Here is a 19,631-nt window from a genome sequence, read left to right as displayed (position 1 = left end):
AGCCAAGCCATGAAGCTCCCAAAAGCGTTTGATGTTGAACGAAACCTTCGATAGCGCCGAGTGCTCATCACCCCTTTCCTTTTGTTATGGAGTTATTGTCGCTGGTGCAAATACTTTCAAATTGGCCTTCTTTTTGTTTTTACAGCTGTTTATGCACCATTTTCATAGGTTTTTGTTGTGGTCAGGACGTAAACTCCCTTACCGCCCCCATTAGCTAACGGGATGGATCGTTGCTTTCACTTTCGCTCATGTATGAGGCAGGCAGACCACGTGACCTAAAGACTACATTCGTTACTAAATTTCCTTCTATGAAGGCTACGGCAAAATATCGTAATGCTGAATTTACCCCAAGGCTATTGCAAGCAACCATTGCTCCTACGCTACGGGCTTGTATTTTTATTCGGGAAGCCGAATTGGCTGCTTAGAATCAGAATGTGCCTATAGGCGGCTTATCAAAAGGCAGTTTGTGGCAGTTATTTATAGATAGAAAACCGTTAAAAGTGTCGAGAAACTGTTTAACAGGGGGTAAGGAATGGGACGTTTTGACAGAGTTAATACCAACCCGAAAGTTAGTCATTTTCGGGTTGGTATCTTATACTCAACTATAAAGCGTAATCACTATCTCTTTAACTATTAGCTTTTATAATTTTTTCAAGCTCAGCATAGTCAGCCTCAGTAGGCATCGATAACGGTGGACGAACATCGCCTGCGCTTTTACCAATTATTTTTGCCCCTGCTTTAATCAAACTGACCGCATAACCGTTTTTTTTGCTCCGCAAACGTACCAACGGAATGTAGAAATTTTTGGTAATTTCGGCAACCGTCTCGGTATCGCCCGCGCGGAGGCTATGGTAAAATTTATTTGCCAATTCGGGCACAAAATTAAACGCCGCCGACGAATACGTATTGACTCCAATCGACAAATAGGCTTCGGCAATAATCTCAGCCGTAGGCACTCCCCCGATGTACGACAAGCGCTTTCCAACGGTTTTGATGGTGTCGTTCAGGTCTTGCATGTTGCCCGTACCATCCTTTAATCCAATGAAGTTGGGGCATGCCTCCGCTAGTTTTTGAATGTATTGCGTTGATAAAACACCGTTGCCACGGTTGTAATAAATGACGGGCAACGTGGTATTTTGAATAATCGTTTTGGCGTATTCAAACACCCCGTCTTGCGGGCATTCGGTCAGGTAGGGAGGGAAAAGCAACAGTGCATTGATACCTGCTTTTTCGGCCATTTTTGCAAAGGCAATGGCTTCAGGAATGCTACGCCCCACGCTTGAAATGACGGGTACGCGTTCGGCTACAACCTTCGCCGAAAGGTTGACAATTTGCTCATATTCTGCCGCCGAAAGCGAGAAAAACTCCCCCGTCCCCCCCGCTACAAACACCGACGAAACATCGTGGCTCACAAACCATTCGAGACGGTCAGCGTAAGTTTCGGCGTTAAATTCCCCATTTTCGTCAAAATCAGTAATTGGAAACGAAAGAAGCCCGTCTTCGAGCGATGATTTTATTTTTGAAAGTTCCATGTTTTTTTAGTGATGAGTGATTTACCAACGTGTTGCCATAAATTTCCAGCCTGGTACTACTTTTTGCATTTCGATTTCGTCGTCGCGTTTGGTCAGGCCACATTTTAGGTAGTTTTCGTGCAATTTTGCCAACGCCGCTTTGTCCAACTCCACGCCCAAACCTGGGCCTTCGGGAACGGCGACGGAACCTTCTTCAAACTTCAAGCGACCACCCACCACAATTTCGTCCGACTGCCATGGATAATGCGTATCAAGGGCATAACGTAGGTTAGGAATAGCCGCCCCTAAATGCACCATCGCTGCCAATGAAATCCCCAAATGCGAGTTGGAGTGCATCGACAAATCACGCCCAAAGGTTTCGCAAACGCTGGTAAGTTTCATCGATTCTTGCAAGCCCCCCCAAAAATGGTGATCGCTCAAAATAATGTCCTCCGAACCTAACTCAATCGCCTTGGGAATATCACCAAACGAAGTCGTACACATATTGGTTGCCAGCGGTGTTTTGAGCGCTTTCCGAACCGTCGCCATGTTTTGCTGACCTCGGCAGGGGTCTTCCAAATACTCAAGTACGCCCTCCATTTCTTTCCCGTATTGAATAGAAGTTTCTACCGTCCAAAGGGCATTTGGGTCTAAACGCAAAGGCACATCGGGGCCAAAAGCGTTGTGCAACGCCAAAATAGCATCTACTTCTTGGCGCGGGTCAAATACACCTCCTTTGAGCTTAATCGACTTAAAACCAAACGCTTTACACATGGCATGTGCTTGGGCAACAATCTCTTCGGGGTTGAGCGCACTCGCCTGACGAGCCGCCGCCCAGCCCGAGGCATTGGGGTCGGTGCCAAACTCAAGTTCACCCCCTGCTCCTTCGTATTTATAAAACAAATAAGCCGAAAACGGCACTGCATCGCGCCGACGACCGCCTAACAAATCGACGATGGGGCGATTGATGATTTTACCGATAATGTCCAAACACGCTACTTCAATGGAGCTAAACACGTGCACAACCGTACGTTGGTCCCAAGGGGTAAACCCACGGTCGGCAGGTTTTTCAGTCCCAAATTCGGCTTGTAAAATGTCCTTGATTTTATTGAGTTGAAACGGATCTTGGCCAATGATTAGGCGTTTGCTTCGCTCTAGCGCCTTGTCGATGTCGATATTGCCAGGGATTTCACTGATTCCTACGATGTTGTCGTCGGTGATAAGTTCCACCACCGTACGCAACGCATAAGGCGCGTGAAGTCCCGCCGCATTGAGCAAAGGCGGGTCCACCACCGCGATGGGTGTAATGTTAAATTCTTTAATTCGTGGTCCTTGGGAGGGAAGGCTGATTGACATAAAAAGTTGAATAAATTGGTAAAGACGTACGATTGATTAAAACGAATTACTTTTTAAAAGCGCTTCTTGTGCCCAATCTTACGTCTTTGAGGTCTTTTTTTTATCAATGATACTAGGCGGTTTCGCTGGCAACTACTTGCAACAAACCTTTGATGTAACCGTAACAAAACGCAAAGGCTTCTTGAGTACTGTTAGCTGCATGGTGGTGCGGTACGTGGTCGGGCATAACCATCCCCGAATAACCTACATCCCGTAATGCTCTGATGACTTTGACAAAATCCATTTCACCGTTGTCGGGATAGACTTCTTGAAAATTATTGAAACTTCCTTTGATGTTTCTTAGGTGAACGTTAAAAATCTGATTGCGCTCTCCTACCCATTTGATGATCGGATAAATTTCGTTTTTGGGGTCCTTTAATCCCTCCGCAATGGAGCCAATGCAAAAGTTAAAGCCATGGTATTCGTTGTCGTACAATTTGGCAAAACGCTGAATCCCTTTAAATACATCGGGGCTGTTCCAACGCATCACACCACGGTAAGCTGCTGGCACTGGTGGGTCGGCAATGTGGTTGGCGAGTTTGACTTTGTACTCTTTTGCCACAGGAAGCAGTCGGTCGAGCAAATACGTAATTCGCTCAAAAATTTGGTCGATTGATACATCACCTGCTACCGTTTTAGGGTCATTTCTTTTCAATGCTTCTTCGTAGTTCCAAACACTGTATTCGGCATTTCCGCGCTTGGGGTCGGTGTATTTTCCCGTCCGCAACACGGGTAAAATCGTCGTATTGTAGTTCAGTACTTTGATGCCCGATTTGCCCGCCACTTGAATCATTTGTTGTAAATACTCAATCTCACGGTCGCGCTCAGGGCTTTTTCCCAACATAATATTGGGGTAAATCACTTTGTCAATTCCCGCCGAACTCAAGGGGTAATGGTACGCGTCCAAACTGATTCCGTACTTTTCGCAAGCTTCTTTTTTGGCCAACGAATCTTCCAAATCCCAGCCTTTGCCAGGAATTACTTTTGGGGCACCGCCGTCGATATTAAAGATACCATGACGGGCTTTAAATTCGAGATTTTCAACGCTCGTCCCGCCCGATTGGCAGCCTGCTTTCATCAATACTTTTTTGGGAGGCATAACAAGCGACGCCGCATGGGCCTTTTCGCCCCGTGTTACCGAAGCACTTACCGAACCTACGGCAACTGCTTTGAGAAAATTACTACGTTTCATCTTATTTTAAACGGTTATTTTTTATACCAATGGAAACAAAGCCGCTCCAATCATAATGACAATCAAACCCGTCAACCCCATCACTACCAGCAACGGCGAAATGGTTTTGAGGGCTTCTTTTTCCGTAAGGTTGCTCAATTTACAGATAATCCAAAAACCAGCATCATTCATCCAAGGCACTAATTTTGACCCACATCCAATCGCTAACCCTAAATAAACAGGGTGAAACGACAGGTTGGCGTTGCTGGCCATTCCTGACAAAATACCCGAGGCTGTAATCAAGGCTACCGTAGCCGAGCCTTGGGCAGTGCGCACTACGGCCGCAATAAAAAATGCCATTGGAATAAGTGCCATTTGGTATTCTTTGGTCATATCAGCAATGCGGCTACTGATGCCCGTTTGCTGCAACATTCCCCCAAACGCACCACCCGCCGCCGTAATCAAAATAATACCGCCGCCACTCATCAAAGCCGACTGCACAAAAGGCGTTAATCCATCTTTTTTAGCGTCCTTTTTCTGGCTTGCCAACACCCACAACGCAATGAACCCTCCCATGAGAATGGCAATGTTTTTGTCGCCAAAAAATTTTACAATGGCCACCAAAGTGGTAGGGACTTCACTTGCTTTAAAAAAGGCGCTAAAAGCCGTATCGAGGCAAATAAAAAACAAAGGAACGGCTACAGGCAACAACGAAATACCCAACGAAGGGAGTTGTTTGGTTTCCTTAGCCGCAATCGACTTCATGTCTTCCAGTTTCGCATCCAACGAATCGCGGAGTTCAATTGGCCATTTTTTATTGGCCCAAAGGGCAAAAAAGTAGCCCGAGGTAATGGTAAAAAGTCCCACAATGACACCCGTCACCATCATCAAACCCATCGGAATGTGCATTTCGCCAATCAGGAACAACGGGCCAGGCGCAGGGGGCACCAGCGAGTTGGCCATTGCCGCCCCCGCCATAATACACAACACCAACAAAAGGTAATTTTTACCAATGCGGAGGGTCATGGCTTTGGCAAGAGGCACCATCAAAAATAAAACGGTATCAAAAAAAACGGGGATTCCGAGGAAAAAACTGCTTAGTAGAAAGGCAATCGGGGCTTTTTCGATGCCCGTTAGACGAAGAATCGACCGAATGATACGCTCGGCCGCGCCGCTTTCAAGCATACATTTTCCAATAATGGCGGCCATCGCTATCAGAATGCCTATTTTGGCGCAGGTATTTCCAAACTCGGTGGCAATGCGCTCACCTACGCTCTTTTTGGCCATCGCCAAAGCCGCAGCGGGAGCCGTTCCTTTGGACAATGCGTATTGCTCAATGACTTCGGGTGGTGTCAGCATCGCAACGGCCAAGGCTCCTAACAACAGAGCCAAAAATGGATGCAGCTTAGCGCCAATGATTCCACCCACCACAATCAACACGCCCACCGACAAGATAAATAAGGGATCAGACATTCAGGGTTTTAGGTTTAGGTTTTTTAATTTTTCAAGACTTGCCAAACGACTTGCCAAGTCTTTACTTTTATCGGTAGTGAGACTTGGCAAGTCGTTTTACCAAGTAGTGAGACTTGCCAAGTCTTGTTATCTCTTTTTTCAGGCTTGGCAAGTCTTTTTATTTTTTATCCCACCAGATGCGGGTATCCAACAAGTTAGGCCCTTGGCGGTCGATGGCCTTTTGGACGTTCACTTTATTGACGTTCAACTCAGCATCAGTATAAGTCAAACGACGAATAAATGGCTCGGTTTTAAGGTCTTTTCCTGGATACGTATTAGGCGTTAACACGGGGTAATCACTTCTTCGGAAGTTTGCCCACGATTCGGGGCCGTTCAGAAACGTGGCTACCCAATATTGTGTATTGATTTGTTCCAACTCTTTTCCTCCTGCTAACGGATTCGCCTTTATGTACGTATCTATCGCCGCGTCGGCAATGGCCGAACTTGTGCCGTAACTCGCATATTGCTGCATGTTGGCCTTTATCCCGTTGGCATACAGTGTTGCGGCATCGCCCGTTGTCCATTTCCGATACACTGCCTCTGCCAACAACAATTGGGTTTGGGCATACGTCACCAAAAAGCTAGGCGCCGTTAAGCCGCCCATACGCGTACGATCCAATTGACTATAATCCCACAAACTTGCCAGTTTTTTAGCGGCAACGGCGGTGCTTATTGTCGTGTTGTCGTAGCCTTGAGGAGCCCCAATCTGAACCGCAGACGTACGATTGGCCCGCGACTCCACCTGCTGGGCACCGCTGGTTGCACCCACGTAGCGGACCGCAATCGAGGCTAAGCGCGGGTCATTATTTTTATTCAAATACTCCACAAAATCTTCGGAAAGGTAAAAGAACGCCGACTGCCCTCCGTTGAGTTGTGAGCCAATGGGGTTGGTAAAACTCGCATTGTGACGAATTATCGCATTGTCAGCGTTGGATTGCATCACCCCGCCCGTCACGGCCTTGGCCACGTATTCTGCCGCTTTTGCAGGGTTTACTTTTGATAAACGCATGGCCGCTCTCAACAAAAGTGAGTACCCCAGCCGCTTCCATTTGGTGACGTCGCCATCGTACAACAAATCAGTAGTTGCTTTGGCTTTAGAGGCATCCAAAGCCGCCGAAGCGCCGTCTAATTCGCTTAAAATCGCCAAATATACCGACTCTTGGGTATCGTAAATTGGCGTTGAAATGCCTTCCAAATAGTTTCGGCCTGCTTGGGTGTAAGGAATATCGCCGTAGGTATCGGTCAAAATCATGAACGAATATGCCTGCCAAATCCGAATCATGTTGTAGAGGTTTGCCCGCGCAGGAATATCTTTGGTTTTAGCAAGGGCGTCTGTCAGTTCTTTGATGTTGGTTTGGTAATACGTATTCCAGTTGCCCGACGCTACCCCCCGATTGTCTTGGTTAAAATTAGCCGCCGACCCTTGCCCGCTAAAGGGCGTTATCATCTGTTTGACGATGGTCGTTTCGTAACTCAAGTTCCCGTAGGCAGGTGCCGTATTGACAATGGCCGTATTGAGTTGATAGCCAGGGTCAACGGCCGTAAGGGCAATGGGGTTTACGTTCATTTCATCAAACCCTTTATCGCAGCCAACCAAGCCCCCCACTCCAACAACAATTGTCGTCCAAAAAGGGAGCGAAAAAGCCAATTTTCTGATTATATTTTTCATTGTTTGTATCCTTTTATTGTTTCCCCGAAAGCTTTGTATTTAGCCCCCATCGGGGGTTTGGGAGCTTAAAACTTCACATTCAAGTTAAAGCCAATGTTTCTGGTAATCGGTAGTCCCGTCGCTTCGAGGCCCACGAGGTTATCCGACGGAAATCCAAACTGCTCTGGGTGAATGTTTGGCACCCATTTTTTGATGACTGCTACGTTGTTGGCGACAGCATTGAGGCGGATTCCTTTGACAAAACGGCGGTTGGCGGGCAACAACTTGCTCAAATCATACCCCAACGAAATCTGGCGTAGCTGCCAAAGACCTGCGTTATAAACAAACTCTTCGGCAATGTTTTGCGAGCGTACTGTTTCATAATAAGCCTGAACAACCGACTTGGTTTTGTTTACTTCTCCATTCGGATTTACGCCGTCTCCAATCACAAAATTCTCGGCCCGACCCACCAACGTGGCCTTGTGCAAACCATGGCGCCACGCGTTGTGGTTGGTGCCAGAAATCATTTTATGACCCAATTTGAAGTCAATCAAAAACGATAACTCTACGCCTTTAAAATTGAAACTATTGGTGATTCCACCCACCCAAAGTGGTAGAGCACTTCCAAACGGAATTTGGGTAGCAGTACGAAGTGGACGGCCATTTCCCGCGTCAAATACTTGGCGGCCTTGGGCATCGCGGAGGTAACCAAATCCGAACAATTGCCCCATCGGTTGCCCCACCACTTGGCGCAACTCTCCCGTAAATTCTCCCGTCCCGACGGTAATCATGTTATCGCTCACACTGCTTCCCAAATCCAGTACTTTGGTTTTGTTATACGCCGCGTTCAAAATAAGGCTCCAAGTGAGGTCTTCACGCCGAATGGGGTTGAGAGTCACCAACATTTCGACACCTCGGTTTTGGCTCTGGCCTACATTGATAAGTTGCGTTAAGTACCCACCTGCGTTGGAGGTCTGAGCACGCAAAATTTGGTCAGAAGACAGTTTATCGTAATAGGTAAAATCAAGTCCCAAGAAATTGTTAAACAACTTCAACTCCAACCCAAACTCCTTCTCTGACACACGCATCGGGCGTAAGTCTGGGTTGGGCACGGTGCTTCCGCTAATTGTTGCCAAAGGCTGAGCCACTCCCGTTGGAGAGGGAAATTGCTGCGCATTGATACTGTAAAAAAGGTTGTTGGCATAAGGCGACACGTCGGTGTCACTACCCACTTCGGCATAGGCAGCCCTGATTTTTCCGAAATTAATCCAAGTGGGCAACTTCGTCGCAAAGGCTTGAGAAAACACAAAGCTTGCGGTAATAGATGGGTACAAAATGCTTCTGTTGGCTGGCGATAACGTTGAAAACCAATCGTTGCGCACGGTTCCGTTCAAAAACAAATAATCTTTGTACGACACCTCCGCCGACGCATAGAGAGAGTTCACTTGGCGCTCAGAAAAATCGTACGTGGCATCACGCAAGCGACCGTTTCCAACGGTATATAGGTTTCTGGTATAAAAATCTTGCACAAACACATTGTGGCGGCTGATTCGGCGGTACATTTGGTTGCCTCCCACGTTTACGTTCATCCCAATGACCCCAAACGTACGATTGGCTCCCAACAGAAAATCGGCATTGAGTTCACGTACACTGCGCGCATCTTGTACGAATTGCCCATTTACAAACCCTGCGGGGGCGGCGGGCTGTCGCTGCGTACCCGTGGGCAGGTTATAATCTTGCTCTCTCGAATAGTAATCTTGCCCTACCCGACCTTGCAAAAACAACCAGTCCGTAAAATTGTAGCGGGCGGTTAGGTTGCCAAAAACACGGTCATTATGAATATTATCAAAGCGTTTGAGGGCAAAATAAGGGTTAGTACGGTTCGTAAATCGCGACCAAACCACTTCGTTCCCGTTGGCATCTTCCGCATTTTTTTCCAATAAATCGAGCGGCATCGAATTGGCCATGTTGAAAATAATTACGGGACTGTAATCTTGTTCGGCAATGTTGGGTGGATTTTTACGGTATTCGTTTGAATAGTTTACGTTTCCCGAAACCGTCAGTTTTTTGGCAAACGTTTGGGTAAAACCAAGGTTGATGGTTCGACGGTGATAACCCGAATTTCGGAGAATGGTGCGGTTGTCAAGGTTAGATACCGAAAGACTAAACCCTCCATTTTCACCTCCCGAAGATAGCGTCATGGTGTTAGTCCAAGTGTATCCTTTTTGGTAAAACTGTGAGATTTGATTCCGCTGTGGCTCATACGGAACGGTAATGTTGTCGAATAAAACTTGCGTCATTCCAGGCTGAAATTTTTCTCCAAAACTCCACTGCCCCGACGTAGGAAAGGCCGCCGTTGGACGCTGGCCGTTTTCACCCTGACCGTATTCGTACTGGTAATCGGTGTAATCCAAGGGAGTTTCGGACGTAAAATTGGAATTATATGTCAAAGAAACGCCCGAGCCCGAACCACGATTTTTGGTCGTAATCATAATGACGCCGTCTTTGGCACGAGAGCCGTACAAGGCCGAAGCCGCCGCACCCTTCAAAACCGTCATCGACTCAATGTCATCGGGGTTGATGCTGCTCAAACCGTCACCACCGTCGGAGGTACGGTTGCTTCCTTTTTCGGAAACATCGCCGCGCGCGCCGTTGTTAGTATTATCAATAGGTACGCCATTGACCACAATCAAAGGTGAATTATTCCCCCCAAAAGACGATTGGCCGCGAATACGAATTTTGCTCGTACCTGCGGGCCCAGACCCCAACGATGTGATATTTACCCCCGCCATTTTACCCTGCAACGCATTCATAAAATTGGCAGTGCGGTTGACCGTCATTTCGTCTGTTCCTACCGTTGCGGTCGCATAACCCACGCTTTTTGCTTGTTTTTTTATCCCCAAGGCCGTTACAACCACCTCACCCAACGACTTACTTTCGGGTACTAGCGAAATATTGATGGCCGTTTGAGCACCTACGATGACTTCCTTGCTTTCGTATCCGACGTAGCTAAAAACCAGCACCGACGCGTTGTTGGGCACTTCCAATTGATAGGCTCCCTCAACGTTGGTGGTAGTGCCGCGTTGCGTACCTTTGATTAAGACACTTACGCCTGGCAAACCTACGCCCTTTTCGTCGGACACTTTCCCTTTAATGAGTTCGGCCAGTAACTCCATTTTTTCTACGGCTCTTACCACCGAAACCTCTGCCGTCAAGGGTTTTTCGGTGAGCTGAGGGGCAATGATGCTTTCTTGAAATCGGGCGTCAGCTTCCGCCGTTTTTTTGTTTTTTTTCGTTTCCAAAATCACGTAAGCCCCTTCTTTTACCTTCTTGTAGTTCAGTCCCGAAACTTTTAGGACTTTTTCTAAATTCGATTCCAACGAGGCTTTGTAATCAACAAGGTCGGTAGGCACTACAAGGCCATCCACAAGCCCGCCTTCAAAAAGAATATCAACGCGATAATAGCTTTTAAGTTGGCTCAAAACTCCTTTTAATTTTTGAGTTTCAGGCGCCGTTTTTTGTTCGGGTCTTGGCGCAAGTTTATACGCTTTGGCATACACCTGCTGCGACCAACTTGGCCGCCCAAAGAGCAACAAGGCAAGTAGTAAACTACCTACCCAACTTGATTTTTGTAGGTTTGTCTTCATTATAACACAGGTTTGGGTCTATTATTTATCAGTAAGAAGTACAGTATCACCCACTTTGGTGATTTGGAGGTTAAATATTTCGGAAACAATTTCAAGCAATTCGTCGGCATTATTGGCTCGAAACGATCCCACTAGTGTCCGTTGAGCCAAGGAGTCGTCGGCGATAATTACTTTTAAACCGTAATTATCCGCCATAATTCGGACAAACTCTTCCAAGGTTGTATCGTCAAACACAAAGCGGTGTTCTTTCCATGCCGTGTATTTTTCAGGTTGCTCGGTAATTTCTTTTTTGAGGTGATTACTTTGGTCAAACGTCACCAATTCTCCTGGCTTCATCATTAGCTCTTTCTGCGTTTTTCCTTCTTGGTAGCGCAACTGAACTTTGCCTTTGTTCAACACCACTTTGGCTTCTTTGCGGCGGGCATAAACCGAAAATTCTGTCCCCAAAACAACTACCTCCACGCCTTTTTCGGTTTTTACTACAAATCGTTGGTTATCAACGGTATGCGTTACCGAAAAATTAGCTTCTCCCGTCAACCTAACTTGGCGTGTTTTTTTACCAAACCCAAATCGAGGAACTTCCAATGATGAGTTGGCATTGAGTGTTACTTGGGTACCATCGCTAAGGGTAATTGTTTGGGTTTCACCAAATTCGGTGCGATGAGTTTTATACAAAAACGTATCTTGATAGACCCATCCACTTACGAAAACACTGATTATTGAAGCTGCAATGGCCCACCATCTCCATGAAAAATGCGTAAATTCTTTTTCTTCCGATTCGGATAAAATCGACCAATCTGGGTTTTCATCAACTTGATTGGCCAATTGATTAAAACGGTCTAAACCAGCAGCTATATCGGTGCTATACTGCGGATTTTGACACTCATATTCGACCAACCATTTGTAAAACAGTTCTTCGTTTTCAGGTTTTTTAACCCAATCATCTATCATTCGTTTTTGTAAGGCCGACGCGCGTCCCGACAAATAGTTAAATATAATTTCTTTTGTAATTTCTATGTTCATTGACGTAAGTAGTAAAAACCTCACAAACGTGATAGTTTTGGTTAAAAAACGAGGCTTAACACGACTAAAACTTCAGAAAGTAACCACTTTCCTTTAAGTAGTGCTCGAATGTACTGATTGGCTCGATGAAGTTGTACATCCACTGTTTTTACTGAAAGATTCAGCTCATCCGCAATTTCTTGGTACTTTTTCCCTTCAAATTTTCGCATCAAATAAATTTTACGCCGCTCAATGGGTAATTTATTGACGGCTTCTTCCACATCATGGTACAGTTCTTCAAACTGACTGATATGGTCGGGCTGGTATTCATCGAGCATCGGTTTTTGGGCGGCTTCGAGCAGGTCCGCCTTACGGCTCAAATCCCAACGGAGGTGGTTATACGCTTTATTACGAACGGCCCGAAATAGGTAAAACCGATAAGAGGAAGTGATGTCGCTAAACGTTTTGTTGGCATACAGCTGAAAAAAGATTTCGGAGACAAGGTCTTCGGCCGTTTCTCGCGAACCAACGTACTTCACCGCGTGGGTACAAAGGGGTTGGTAATAGCGTTTGTAGAGCAAGGCCATTCCTTCCCGCGCATTGGTTTCAAAGGTTTTTCGGATAAACAATTCGTCATCAAACTCCACGACTTTTTTATCGTCGGAAGAAGATAATGGTGTGGTAATAGGAGTACCCTTGGTTTCAATATAATTATTGTTGACCTGCTTCATCGTGCTATGGTGTACTTTCTCTAAAGACAAGTTCGCACGAATACTTCCTTACACGAATTGAAAAATATTTTTATTTTTTTGAATTTTATTTAGAATAAAAGGATTGCTCTCGCTGGAGACGAGGTTTTGAGAAACCTCAAGCGTTGGATATGAGTATCCAATGGCACGGCATTGAGTGCTTTCAGATTCTCAAATCTGAAAGTTAAGGTTTCTCAAAACCGAAAAGCAAGGTTTTGAAAAACTTCGAACGTTGGATATGAGTATCCAACGGCACGAGAATGGGTACTTTCCAACAACAGGCTAAGTCAAAGGCCCAGGGTTAAAGAGTACTAAGTCATTATAAAGGCCCAATTTATCGGTTGCTACTTTTTTGGTTCCACTGGCAACTTCCAAAATCAAGTGGAACAACTCCCAACCCATTTCTTCAATCGTTTTTTCGCCAAAAGCAACGGGGCCCGCGTCGAAATCAATCAAATCGTGCCAACGGTTGGCGAGTTTTGAGTTAGAGCTCACTTTTATCACAGGCACCATGTTTAGCCCATAGGGAGTGCCGCGCCCCGTGATGAAGACGTGCATGTTCATTCCTGCGGCCAATTGCAGCGTGCCGCAAGCGAAATCAGAAGCAGGCGTTGCGACAAAATTTAATCCTTTCTTGCGTACTTTTTCTCCTGGAGAAACCACATCCACAATCGGGCTTGTCCCCGACTTAGCAACCGAACCCAATGCTTTTTCGACGATGTTACTTAGTCCTCCACCTTTGTTTCCTGGGGTTGTATTGGCACTGCGGTCGGCTTGACCTTGGTAGAGGTAATTGTCGTACCACGCCATTTCGTCTTTGAGTTTTTGGGCAACGGTTTCATCCATTGCCCTTGGCACCAACAAATGTATGGCATCGCGGACTTCGGTTACTTCCGAGAAAAACACCGTACCACCTGCTTGCACAATCAAATCGGCGGCAAAACCTGACACAGGATTACCCGTCAAGCCCGAAAAAGCGTCGCTTCCGCCGCATTGCATCCCCACCACCAAATCGGCTACGGAACATTGCGTACGTTGGCGTTGGTTGAGTTTTTGAAGGTGCGTTTCTGCCATTTCCATGATTCCGTCAACCATTTCATAAAAACCCTCAAAACGTTCATCTTGGAGGTAGAGAATGGAAGATTGGTTATCGTTATCGGGGAGTAACCTTTCTGGTCTAAGTTTCTCACAACCAAGACCAATAATCATCACTTCGCCGCCAAAATTGGGATTTTGCGCAATGTTTTTAATGGTTCGAATCGGCACAATTGCCCCAGGGGCATCAATCGCAATGCCACATCCATAACTGTGATTAAACGCCACCACATCATCAACATTAGGGTACAAAGGCAGCAATTCTTTTCGTATTTTATTTTCGATAAAATTGGTAATGCCTGCCACGCATTGTACGCTCGTGGTGATTGCCAGTACGTTTTTTGTCCCTACACTACCATCAGCATTTCGGTAGCCCATGAAAGAAGCCTTCCTTAATTGAACTTGCAATTCGTCATTCCTCTCAACAGGAGGTAAAACTGGTTTGTACTTAGTATCTTCCAATTTGGGAGGTTCGGGCAAACTGATATTTCCCTCATTTACCCAACTTCCTTTTTCGATGGTTCGGGTGGCATAGCCAATCACTTGTCCATAACGTCGTACTTCATCGCCCGTTTCAAGGGTTTGGAGCGCCACTTTATGTCCCATCGGAATATTCTCGACTAAAACCGTTGTGCCTAGCACAATACTCCCTCGTTTCAGCCCCGATGGAGTTGCTACGATGGCTACATTATCGTTGGGCGAGGTTTTGATTACAAGCCCCCTAGCCCCCATTGGGGAAGTTTGAGTATCTATTATAGTATTTTTCATTTTCTGATGTATATATTAAAACTCCCCCATTGGGGTGGGGGCTGCTACACCATCGGCCACAACCAAGCCGCTATCATTGTCAAAAGTACCCCCGCCAATCCCATCAAACTTTGCATAGGGGCAATGGTTTTGAGGGCTTCTTGCTCGGTTAAATTTGAGGTTTTACACATAATCCAAAAACCTGCGTCGTTCATCCACGGAATTAGTTTTGCCCCACTACCAATGGCTAAACACAGATAAACGGGGTGGAAACCAAGGTTAGCATTTTGAGCCATTCCTGCCAATATCCCCGAAGCTGTAATCAACGCCACCGTCGCCGAGCCTTGGGCGGTGCGCACCACTGCCGTAATTAAAAATGCCAACGGAATGAGCGCCATTTGATAATCTTTGGTCATGTCGGCAATGCGCTGACTAATACCTGTTTGCTGCAACATCCCACCAAAAGCCCCACCAGCGGCTGTAATCAAAATAATACCTCCGCCACTCATCAAAGCCGTTTGGGTAAAGGCCGTCAGTTTGTCCTTGGTCGTTTTTTTCTGGCCTGCCAATACGTAAAGTGCAAAACAAGCACCCATAAAAATCGCTATGTTTTTATCTCCACAAAACATCAGTACATCCATAAATCCCTGACTAAAAGGCGATAAATTTTCATGGGGAATTTTAAATGCCTCCACCGCCGAACGCACACAAATCGTTACCAATGGAAACACCGCGGGAAGCAGCGCCCATCCCAAAGCGGGGAGTTCTTTGTCTTCTTTGTTGGCAATGGCAGCAATGTCTTCCAAACGGGCATCGGGCGCATCACGCAAGGGAATATCGTATTTTTTATTGAGGTACAGCGCAATAAGGTAACCTACTGTAATGGTACAAAGCCCTAACAAAGTGCCGCAAACCATCATTAAACCAATGGGAACGTTTAACGCCCCAATGAGAAATAACGGCCCAGGCGAAGGAGGAACGTAAGAGTTGGCCATCACGGCACCCGCAATGACCGACAACGCCAGCAAAAGATAATTTTTGCCTAAACGCATTCCCATCGCTTTGGCCAAAGGCATCATTAAAAAGATAACTGTATCAACAAAAACGGGTATCGTCAAAAAGAAACTGCTTAGAATAAATCCAATGGGCGCATTTTTAACGCCTGTCACTTTTAGCATAGCACGAATGATTTTTTCGGCTGCCCCGCTGTCCAGCATTGACTTTCCGATGATGGCTGCCATCGCTATCAAAATACCGATTTTAGCGCAGGTATTTCCAAATTCGGTGGCAATACGTTCACCTACGCTTTTATGCGCTTGTTTCAACGCCTCAGCGGCAGACATTCCCTTAGCCAAATAAAATTGTTCAATCGCCGCCTCAGGTGTGAGCAATGCCACCACCAGCGCCGCCGACAAAAGGGCCAAAAAGGGATGCAATTTAAAACCGATAATTCCTCCGACAACAATCACAACGCCTACGAGCAAAATGAGTACAGGATCTAACATGTTATATAAGTTAAGGATAACAACACTACTAACATTTATAAAATCATACAAAGAATAATTTGTATTTTTTCACGCAATCGTTATCGGGAACGTTGTCAATGTACCCTCTTTTTTATACCCATAGTAAGTAAAAACATTTGGGGTTTCTACTTTAAAAATTCACAAAACCAACCTTTCCTCATGACTTCAATTGTTGACCTCCTTATTCAAGCAGTTGGAAAAGACGCCATTTTAACCCAAATCGAAGCCGCCGAACGCCCTGCCAGCCGTTGGTTATCGACCGACAACCTTTCGTGCAAAGCATTGGCACGTCCCATTACTACCGACGATGTGGCGACAATCCTACGGCTTTGTCATGAACACGGCCAAACCGTAGTGCCGCACGGAGGTTTAACAAACGTGGTCGGCGGCGTGACCACTACCCCCAACGACGTTGCACTGAGTCTCGAACGAATGAATGTCATTGAGGAAATTGACCTTCAAAACAAAACAGTGACGGTACAAGCGGGCGTGATTTTACACGATTTACAAAAGGCCGTTGAGGAGGCAGGTTTATTGTTTCCGCTGGACTTAGGAGCCAAAGGAAGTTGTATGATTGGCGGTACTATCTCAACGAATGCAGGAGGCTTACAAGCCATTCGTTACGGAGTTATGCGTCAGCTTGTCTTGGGCTTGGAAGTAGTTTTGGCCGATGGTACGGTTATTTCTTCCATGAATAAAATGCTCAAAAACAACGCAGGCTACGACCTAAAACACCTCTTTATTGGCTCAGAGGGAACGTTAGGCATCGTCACCAAAGCCATTTTAAAATTAGAAGATGCACCCAAAAGCAAAAATACGGCACTTATTGGACTTTCTAGCTTCGACAAAGCAATCGCATTTCTGCAAACCGCCAAGCGTGAATTGGCCAATAAACTCACCACTTTCGAAATCATCTGGCAAGATTATTACCGTTTGATGACCTCCCCTCCCTCTAGTTTTATCCCTCCTCTTCCTCAAAACTATCCTTATTACGTGTTGCTGGAAGCATTAGGCCAACATCAAGAAGCTGACGAAGTTCATTTTCAAAATTTACTGGAACAATCGCTCGAAACTGGCCTTATCGAAGACGCCACGTTGGCACAATCTCAGCAAGAACTGGATTGGTTTTGGGGAATACGCGAAAAAGTGGATTTTGTGTTTCAAGTTCATCAACCTGTCTTTTTGTTTGATGTGAGTTTGCCCATCACTGACATGGAATCGTACATTCACACCGTCATCCACGACCTTAAAGCAGTGTGGCCACAAGTTCATTTTTACAGTTTTGGTCACATGGGCGATGGGAATCTTCACTTGTTTGTAAGCTGCGGCGAAAACACCCCCGAAACTCGCCACCGCGTGGAAGAAATCGTATTTCTACCCCTTCAAAAAATTGGTGGTTCGATCACAGCCGAACACGGTATTGGTCTCGAAAAAAAACCATGGCTTCACCTCAGCCGCACACCTGAAGAAATAGCCCTTATGCGTACCCTAAAACAAGCACTCGACCCCAAAGGTATCTTGAACCCTGGAAAAGTGGTTTAATTTTACGAAGGTTGCGGAGCAACAAAACGTCTATAAGTCCTTCTATTTCATCAAGATAACAATTTAGTATTAACCTTTTCGTTTCTACTAAAACCAACCCTTTACTCCCATGAAAATCTTCTCCACTTTCTTTTTTTTCATTTTTACTTTCTTTACTCACGCGCAGCTGCCGAATGTATCTATTCATCTCCAAACACCTCAAAAGCCCAATGCGGCAGCTTACGTGATGATCTCCAATTTGATTTCGGGAGGTGACACCATCGCCAAAACATCACTCAACGCGCAAGGAAATGGCATCTTAAACTTTCGCCTCAATCGGCCAACATTTGCTGAAGTAACCATTGACAAATTACAATTCACTTGTTTTCTTTCTCCCAACGACAACCTAAAGGTAATTGTGGAAACCAATGATAAGGCGACTTCGACCCAATTTTCGGGAAAAGGAGCTGAGGCCAATAATTACTTGGAGGAATCACGGAATGTTTTCAATAAGCACTTCAACGTTGGGGGTAAACAAATCAATGAATTTCCACCCGAGGAATTTACCCATTCGTTGAATAAGATGAAAAGTGCTTTAGATGAGTTCCATCAAAGCTTCGTTCAAAAACATCCTTTGCCCGAAAAAACCTCTAAATTACTGGAAATCAGTAATCGAATTATCCCTTTAAGTTTTAAACACAACTATATTTCGGCCCGCTATAACACAACAGAAGGGCGAATGCTCATCCCTGAGTTTTTAGAAAAAGTGTACGGAGAAATTCCACTAGATGATGATTTCCTCAACGCCAAGTATTCCTATTATGGCTGGGTTTTGAAAGAATATTACTACAATCTATGTTTTGCATTGCTGGCTCAAAAAACTCCTGATGGAAAAAAAATACCCTATGCAGAGTTTCCCGAAATACTTGAGAAAATGATTAAAAATGGTAATTACTCCAAAGCAATGACAGAGTGTTTATTGGCAATCAATATTTATGATGCACTCAATCAAGGATTAACTAGCGGTACGATGTCAGTTTATGATTCATTTAAAAAGGAATATCCTCATTCCCTTTATCAGTTACCCCTTGACAAAAAGTACCAAAATTGGATTACTATTTCAAAGGGTGCTCCCGCCCCCAATTTTACAGGAGTTACTCCTGATGGAAAAAAGGTCTCTTTGAGCGATTTAAAGGGTAAAATTGTCTATGCAGATATTTGGGCGACTTGGTGCGGACCTTGTGTAGAAGAATTACCAAAAGCAAAGGAAATTCAACAACAGTTTTCGGAGAACAATGACGTGGTGTTTCTATACGTCTCTATTGATAGCAAAAGTACAAATTGGAAGAATTTTTTAGAAAAAGACCCCGCATTTAAAGGTACACATATCAATATTTCAGACGATGCGGAGATTTCTAAACTGTACAGAGCTTACCAAATGAGCGGTGTTCCTGCATACTTCCTCATTGACAAAGAGGGTAAAATTATTACCGCCACCGCCTCCCGCCCATCATCGGGTAAAGTAGAAGGAGAAATTCGGGCTTTGTTAAAATAAGGGGAGCTTGTTTCACAAAGGTTGCGCTTCTCCGAAGCGTGCGTTTATTTGTCTCATTTTTAATTCTACAAACGTCTTGGCTTCTCCGAAGCAATTTGGGTTTCGGAGAAACGAAACGTTTAAAAAACCCATAATGGTTGCGCTTCTCCGAAGCGTGCGTTTATTTGTCTCATTTTTATTTCTACAAACGTTTTGCTTCTCCGAAGCATATTTGGGTTTCGGAGAAACAAAACGTTTAAAAAACCCATAATGGCTGCGCTTCTCCGAAGCGGGCGTTTATTTGCCTCATTTTTATTTCTACAAACATTTTGGCTTCTCCGAAGCATATTTGGGTTTCGGTGAAGCAAAACGTTTGTAGCCATCGAAGTCAGGCACATTCATCAAAAACGTTTCGGAGAAACAAAACGTTTATAGCCATCCAAACCAGACATATTCATCAAAAACGTTTCGGAGTAACAAAACGTTTGTAGCCATCAAAACAAGAAGCATTCAGCAAAGATGTTTCGGAGAAACAAAACGTTTGTAGCCATCAAAACAAGACACATTCATCAA

Annotated in this window: 12 protein-coding genes; 2 read left to right on the top strand and 10 right to left on the bottom strand. The window is 45.3% G+C overall.

Going from position 1 to position 19,631, the window contains the following annotated elements; genetic code table 11:
• Positions 1-626 precede the first annotated feature (626 nt).
• The 10 genes from kdgD to AC23N5_RS28870 form a co-directional block, all read right to left on the bottom strand.
• Positions 627-1,532, bottom strand: a complete 906-nt coding sequence (gene kdgD, locus AC23N5_RS28915; protein ID WP_487758177.1) for a 5-dehydro-4-deoxyglucarate dehydratase — start codon at positions 1,530-1,532, stop codon at positions 627-629.
• Between the two features lie 21 nt (positions 1,533-1,553).
• Positions 1,554-2,867, bottom strand: coding sequence for an enolase C-terminal domain-like protein (locus tag AC23N5_RS28910; protein WP_487758176.1), 1,314 nt, complete (start codon positions 2,865-2,867; stop codon positions 1,554-1,556).
• 112 nt (positions 2,868-2,979) lie between these two features.
• On the bottom strand, positions 2,980-4,098 hold the full coding sequence (locus tag AC23N5_RS28905) for a mannonate dehydratase (protein WP_487758175.1): 1,119 nt from the start codon (positions 4,096-4,098) through the stop codon (positions 2,980-2,982).
• A 21-nt stretch (positions 4,099-4,119) separates the two neighbouring features.
• Complete coding sequence (locus AC23N5_RS28900; protein WP_487758174.1) at positions 4,120-5,550, bottom strand: GntP family permease; 1,431 nt, start codon at positions 5,548-5,550, stop codon at positions 4,120-4,122.
• A gap of 157 nt (positions 5,551-5,707) precedes the next feature.
• Positions 5,708-7,258 (bottom strand): SusD/RagB family nutrient-binding outer membrane lipoprotein, encoded by a 1,551-nt coding sequence (locus AC23N5_RS28895; protein ID WP_487758173.1) that lies wholly within the window; start codon positions 7,256-7,258, stop codon positions 5,708-5,710.
• Positions 7,259-7,323: 65 nt separating this feature from the next.
• Complete coding sequence (locus AC23N5_RS28890) at positions 7,324-10,413, bottom strand: SusC/RagA family TonB-linked outer membrane protein (protein ID WP_487758202.1); 3,090 nt, start codon at positions 10,411-10,413, stop codon at positions 7,324-7,326.
• 492 nt (positions 10,414-10,905) lie between these two features.
• The gene (locus AC23N5_RS28885) at positions 10,906-11,907 is read right to left on the bottom strand and encodes a FecR family protein (RefSeq protein ID WP_487758172.1); all 1,002 of its coding nucleotides are present in this window, start codon (positions 11,905-11,907) and stop codon (positions 10,906-10,908) included.
• Between the two features lie 41 nt (positions 11,908-11,948).
• Positions 11,949-12,617 carry an RNA polymerase sigma-70 factor gene (locus AC23N5_RS28880; protein WP_183979391.1) on the bottom strand — a complete coding sequence of 223 codons (669 nt, stop codon included), beginning with the start codon at positions 12,615-12,617 and terminating at the stop codon, positions 11,949-11,951.
• 300 nt (positions 12,618-12,917) lie between these two features.
• The gene (gene garD, locus AC23N5_RS28875; protein WP_487758171.1) at positions 12,918-14,498 is read right to left on the bottom strand and encodes a galactarate dehydratase; all 1,581 of its coding nucleotides are present in this window, start codon (positions 14,496-14,498) and stop codon (positions 12,918-12,920) included.
• Positions 14,499-14,542: 44 nt separating this feature from the next.
• On the bottom strand, positions 14,543-15,982 hold the full coding sequence (locus AC23N5_RS28870; protein WP_487758170.1) for a GntP family permease: 1,440 nt from the start codon (positions 15,980-15,982) through the stop codon (positions 14,543-14,545).
• 180 nt (positions 15,983-16,162) lie between these two features.
• Here AC23N5_RS28870 and AC23N5_RS28865 point away from each other — a divergent pair, with 180 nt between their 5' ends.
• Both AC23N5_RS28865 and AC23N5_RS28860 read left to right on the top strand, forming a co-directional pair.
• Complete coding sequence (locus AC23N5_RS28865) at positions 16,163-17,545, top strand: FAD-binding oxidoreductase (RefSeq protein WP_487758169.1); 1,383 nt, start codon at positions 16,163-16,165, stop codon at positions 17,543-17,545.
• A gap of 397 nt (positions 17,546-17,942) precedes the next feature.
• The gene (locus AC23N5_RS28860) at positions 17,943-19,079 is read left to right on the top strand and encodes a TlpA family protein disulfide reductase (RefSeq protein WP_487758168.1); all 1,137 of its coding nucleotides are present in this window, start codon (positions 17,943-17,945) and stop codon (positions 19,077-19,079) included.
• Positions 19,080-19,631 lie beyond the last annotated feature (552 nt).

This window comes from Runella sp. R5_40, from assembly GCF_057652295.1.
Note: the sequence above shows the minus strand (reverse complement) of the source record. Positions and strands in the feature narration are given on the sequence as shown.